This is a genomic window from Prevotella sp. HMSC073D09 (genome assembly GCF_001814145.1).
GTDB classification, from domain to species: domain Bacteria; phylum Bacteroidota; class Bacteroidia; order Bacteroidales; family Bacteroidaceae; genus Prevotella; species Prevotella conceptionensis.
This window is the reverse complement of record NZ_KV815131.1, coordinates 1-1,050: the sequence shown is the minus strand read 5'-3', so window position 1 is coordinate 1,050 and position 1,050 is coordinate 1. Positions and strand designations below refer to the sequence as shown.

The following is a 1,050-nucleotide window of genomic DNA, read 5'->3' as shown; positions in this document are numbered from 1 at the left end:
CTTAACTCCTTAACTCCTTAACTCCTTTAACTCCCCCTACTCCCTCATCAACCTCTTTCTGAAAATCTTTAAGGTTGATGTCAGATAGTTCTTAACCGTTTGTGAGGATAGTTTCAGCGATTCGGCAATTTCTTGGATAGGCATATTCTCTTCTCTGCTCATCTCGTATATCTGACAAGCGCGCTTAGAGAGCAGACCCTTCGTCTGTTGCAGTCGGTTTATAAACTCTTCGTAGTCAAGTTGTTCTTCGGGCGTAGGCAATAAAGATATCTTATTACACGATTGGCGATAGTCCTCAAAATCAATCTGCCTGATTTGTTTTCTGAAACCATCGATTATCAGATTTCTAGCGATGGTGAACAATAAGGCATGCACATTTCCATAACAATCCAATTGTCCTCGTGTGTTCCACAATTTCAAGAACGTTTCTTGCACAATGTCTTCCGAAAGCACACTATTCCTTGTTTGCACCAAAGCAAAGCTGTATAGCTTGTTTGCATAGTGCATGTACAAATCGGAGAAAGCCTCATAAGAACCTTCCTTTAACAGCGCGATATATTCTTCATAATTGTCTTTCATGGGAAAAGGAAATAAGGTCTTTCAACAAGGCGGAACGAAATACGTAGATGTAACGAATGGAGCCGTTGCTTAAAGCCTTGCAGCAATTTACGCCTAACTCCGTTTAACGCTACTAATGGCAACGAAAGGTCCTCGGCCATCAAGCCCCGCAATGTTCCACTTGATGTTCGAGCCACTCCGTATTGAAGTTGCTCAAAATTCGCCTGAGACAACCGCTCCGACGAATACCGCCGACATAGTTCAACAATTCGTTTCACCATAAAATGCTAACATCTACAATAATAGATACGCAAAAACACCAACGCAATACCTTAATATAACTTTCATTAACGTACGAACCGATTTATACCAATGGGCATTATCCAGCCAGCAGGTGCAAATGTGCAGCACCATATCGCAAATTTAGTGATAAAATTTGAGCGTGCCATGTCTTTTACTTAGGGATATTCAGTAAATATCTAACTAATTGTT

Annotated in this window: 1 protein-coding gene; it reads right to left on the bottom strand. The window is 40.9% G+C overall.

The features are described 5' to 3' along the window. Positions 1-36 precede the first annotated feature (36 nt). Positions 37-579, bottom strand: coding sequence for an RNA polymerase sigma factor (locus tag HMPREF2955_RS12925; RefSeq protein ID WP_070723860.1), 543 nt, complete (start codon positions 577-579; stop codon positions 37-39). Positions 580-1,050 lie beyond the last annotated feature (471 nt).